Source organism: uncultured Mycobacterium sp. (assembly GCF_964249325.1).
Classification (GTDB): Bacteria; Actinomycetota; Actinomycetes; order Mycobacteriales; family Mycobacteriaceae; genus Mycobacterium.
In genome coordinates this window covers 1,869-5,535 of record NZ_CAXUCH010000267.1, presented here as the reverse complement: position 1 = coordinate 5,535, position 3,667 = coordinate 1,869, and the positions used below count along the sequence as shown (strand labels likewise).

General features: G+C 68.4%; 2 protein-coding genes and 1 pseudogene. 1 reads left to right on the top strand and 2 read right to left on the bottom strand.

Annotated features, from left to right (window positions below; translation table 11 throughout):
• Positions 1 to 238: 238 nt before the first annotated feature.
• Positions 239 to 2,319 (bottom strand): annotated as a pseudogene (locus ACFE99_RS22155) (ATP-dependent DNA helicase UvrD2).
• Between the two features lie 91 nt (positions 2,320 to 2,410).
• Here ACFE99_RS22155 and mrx1 point away from each other — a divergent pair.
• Positions 2,411 to 2,674: a mycoredoxin Mrx1 gene (mrx1, locus tag ACFE99_RS22150; RefSeq protein WP_375488608.1), complete on the top strand. Its 264-nt coding sequence runs from the start codon at positions 2,411 to 2,413 to the stop codon at positions 2,672 to 2,674.
• A 4-nt stretch (positions 2,675 to 2,678) separates the two neighbouring features.
• Here the strand turns inward: mrx1 and nudC are convergent, their stop codons facing one another.
• Positions 2,679 to 3,596: an NAD(+) diphosphatase gene (nudC, locus tag ACFE99_RS22145; RefSeq protein ID WP_375488610.1), complete on the bottom strand. Its 918-nt coding sequence runs from the start codon at positions 3,594 to 3,596 to the stop codon at positions 2,679 to 2,681.
• Between the last annotated feature and the right edge of the window lie 71 nt (positions 3,597 to 3,667).

The window sequence follows — 3,667 nt, the reverse complement described above, 5'->3', positions numbered from 1 at the left end:
GGATGGGCGGCAGCGCGATGGGCGGCATGGCGAGCGCCGGCCGCGACTACGACCACGTTGCGGTTGATCATCGTGGGCGCCCTCCTCTCCGACATGCTTGACGCGCGGCGTCACGAGTGTGGCTCGAGGCTAACCGGTAGCAGCCCTAACCGACAACCGAATTTCTGAGCTGCGCTTTTGGTGCCGACCCGCTGCGCCCGGCTTCGCCGCGCTGGCGATCGCCACTGCGGATTGGCGGTTACCCGCTGCGGACCAGTTGTAGTACGTCGGGTCCGAACTGCTCCAGCTTGCGGGCACCGATGCCGGGGATGGCGACCAGCGCCGCCTCGTCGGCAGGGCGCAGCTCGGCGATCGCAGTCAGCGTGTTGTCGGTAAAGACGATGTAAGCGGGCACCTTCATGTCCTTGGCGGTGCGCAGCCGCCAATCCTTGAGCCGCTGCAGCAATGCCTCGTCGAGGTCGCCGGGGCATGTCTCGCAACGACGCAACAGCACCGCGGCAGGGGTGGTCAGTACGCCATTGCAGATGCGACACCGCGGCGCAGCACCGCGAGCCCGGCGGGGCTTTGCCGGCGTTGCGTCGGCATCCGTCTGCGGTGCGATGCCGTTGAGGAACCGCGACGGCTTGCGGCTCTGCCGCCCGCCGGGGTTGCGTGCCCGCGCCCAGCATGCGAGATGGGCAGCGTGGCGTCGGTCAAGCGGACCAAAAACACGGCGGCCCGGTACGGTCCCTTCGCGGCGTGCAGGGAGGCCAGCGTGACGCCTTGCACCACCGGCGGGTGGCGGGCGTCGGCGCGCACCCGAAGCTCGGCCAGCAGACCCGGCAGATCCAGCTGCGGACGTTGCGCCACCTCGTCATCGACCAATTCGGCCAGCGCAGTCAGCGCTTCCCAGCGTTCGCGGGCCCGCGTGCCGGCCGGTGGTTGCGCCGTTAGGCCAAGTGGTTCGAGCAGGCCGCGCACCAGCTGCGGCAGCGGCGATCGCCAGCGCGGCGGAGCCGGGTGCAGCGGGTCGCCGCCATCGGGCAAGTCGCGTTCTGCGCCGCGGTCTGCCGCTCGCTGCTCGGCTCGTTGAAGGGCCAGCAACGCCTGCTTGATCTCCTGACGGCTGAAGAAGCCTTCGCCGCCGCGGACCTGGTACGGGATGCCCGCCTCGGTCAACGCCTCCTCATAGACCTCCGACTGCGCGTTGATGCGGTACAGCACCGCGATCTCCGCTGGTGGAATGCCTGACTCGATGAGCTTCGATATCGACGCCGCCACCGCTGCGGCCTCTGCGACCTCGTCGGGGTGTTCATGAAACGACGGGGCGGGGCCGGGATCGCGCTGCCCGGTCAAGTGCAGGCGACTGCCCGCCATCCGGCCGCGGGCCGCGGCGATCACCCGATTCGCGAGCGACACCACTTGTGGGGTGGACCGGTAGTCCCGCTCCAGACGGACCACGGTGGCTTCGGGGAAGCACCGCGAGAAGTCGAGCAGGTAGCGCGGCGTCGCCCCGGTGAACGAGTAAATGGTCTGGTTGGCGTCCCCGACGACGGTCAGGTCGTCGCGATCGCCCAGCCACGCTGAAAGCACCCGCTGCTGCAGCGGCGTCACATCCTGGTATTCGTCGACGACGAAGCAGCGGTAGCGGTCGCGGAATTCCTCCGCGACAGCAGTGTCGTTTTCAATGGCGGCCGCGGTGTGTAACAGCAGGTCGTCGAAGTCGAGCAGGGCCACCCCGTCGCCGCGGGTCTTGAGCGTCTCGTAGGCCTCGTACACGGTGGCGACTTGCGCGGCAGGCAACGGGGTATCGCGGCCGGCCTGCGCGACCGTCGTCGGGTACTGCTCGGGGCTGATCAGCGACGCCTTGGCCCACTCGATTTCGCCCGCGAGGTCACGCACGTCGTCGGTGCTGTTCTGCAGCCCGCTGCGGTTCGCAGCGCGGGCGACCACCGCGAACTTGCTGTCCAGCAGCTGCCAGCCCCGGTCTCCGACTACCCGTGGCCAGAAATACCGCAGCTGGCGGTGCGCTGCGGCGTGGAACGTCCGCGCCTGCACGGCACCGACCTTGGCGCCGGTCTGGGCGGCGGCGTCGAGTGCACGCAGCCGCGAGCGCATCTCCCCCGCCGCACGCTGGGTAAACGTGACCGCCAGCACCTGGCCGGCAGCGACATGGCCGTCGGCGACCAGGTGCGCGATCCGGTGGGTGATGGTGCGTGTCTTGCCGGTTCCGGCACCGGCCAGCACGCACACCGGTCCGCGGGGAGCCAGCACTGCCTCGCGCTGTTCGTCGTCGAGGCCGGCGATCAACGGGTCTGCGGTCACCGGCACGGCGTCCATCTTGGCAGCGGCCACCGACAAACCGGCGGCAGCGCCACGCCGCGGTCTCGGTTGGTGCAATACCCGCGGCCTCAATTATGTTGAAGGCGCTATGACTGATGCTTTCAAGGCTCCGCTCACGATCTATACGACGCCGTGGTGTGGGTACTGCCATCGGCTCAAGACCGTATTGAAGGCTGCCGGCATCTCCTACGAAGAGGTCGATATCGAACAAGACGCCGCGGCGGCGGAGTTCGTCGGTTCAGTCAACCGCGGCAACCGGACCGTTCCCACCGTCGAGTTCGCCGACGGGTCGACGCTGACCAACCCCGGTGTCGGCGAGGTCAAGGCCAAACTCGCCGATCTGACCGGTTAGGTCGTCAGTCCCGCACGGCCCACGACTCGATGATCTGGCGGGCGATCGAAACTGAGCCGGGCAAAAGGAGTTTGGACTCCGAAGCACTGGTCCAGTCACCGGCATCCAGCGCATTGCGTACTTCGTCGCGAGTGAACCAAGCGGCCTCGGCGATCTCGCCATCGTTGAACGAGAAGGGTTGATCGGGATCGCCGATCGCGTGGAAGCCGACCATCAGCGAGCGCGGGAACGGCCAAGGCTGGCTACCCAGGTAGCGGACATCGCGCACGGTCAACCCGATCTCCTCGCGGACTTCCCGCGCGACGCAGACCTCGAACGACTCGCCGGCTTCAACGAATCCGGCCAGCAACGAAAACATCCGCTCCGGCCAGACAGTCTGGCGGGCGAGCACAGCGCGGTCCCCGCCGTTGTGGACGAGGCAGATCACCGCCGGGTCGATGCGTGGAAACTCCTCCTGTCCGGTGAGCGGGTTGATTCGCGCCCAACCGCTCCTGACGGGTGCGGTCGGCGAACCGTCCACGGGCGAAAAGCGGGCGCTGTCATGCCAATTCAGCAATGCGATGGCGCATGAGACCAGCTGCGCGCTGAGGTCGTCGAACAGCTGGCCCCCGCGACGCAGGTCGGCTACGCGCACGTCGGGGCCCTCGGACGCGTGCAGCGGACTGCGGATCGCCCAGACATGGCGGCCACCCTCGATACGCCCGAGGAACACCGCGTCCGGTGGCGGCTTGTCGCCCGTCGCGGCTGCTGCGTCGAGGACTACCCGGCCATTGGCCACGAGCACCTGGTTCCGCGAATCGATCCGCAGCACAGCGGCTTTCGCCCATCCCGCGGTGGCGGCTTCGACGTCGGTGCGCAAGTGATCGGCCCGGTCAGCGCCCACCCGAGACAGCAACGGAACGCTGCGCAGCTGGAAATCCATCGCCACCCTAGACCTCCTCGTGGCGACCCGCTGCGCCCGGCTTCGCCGCGCTTGCGATCGCGCCCAACCCT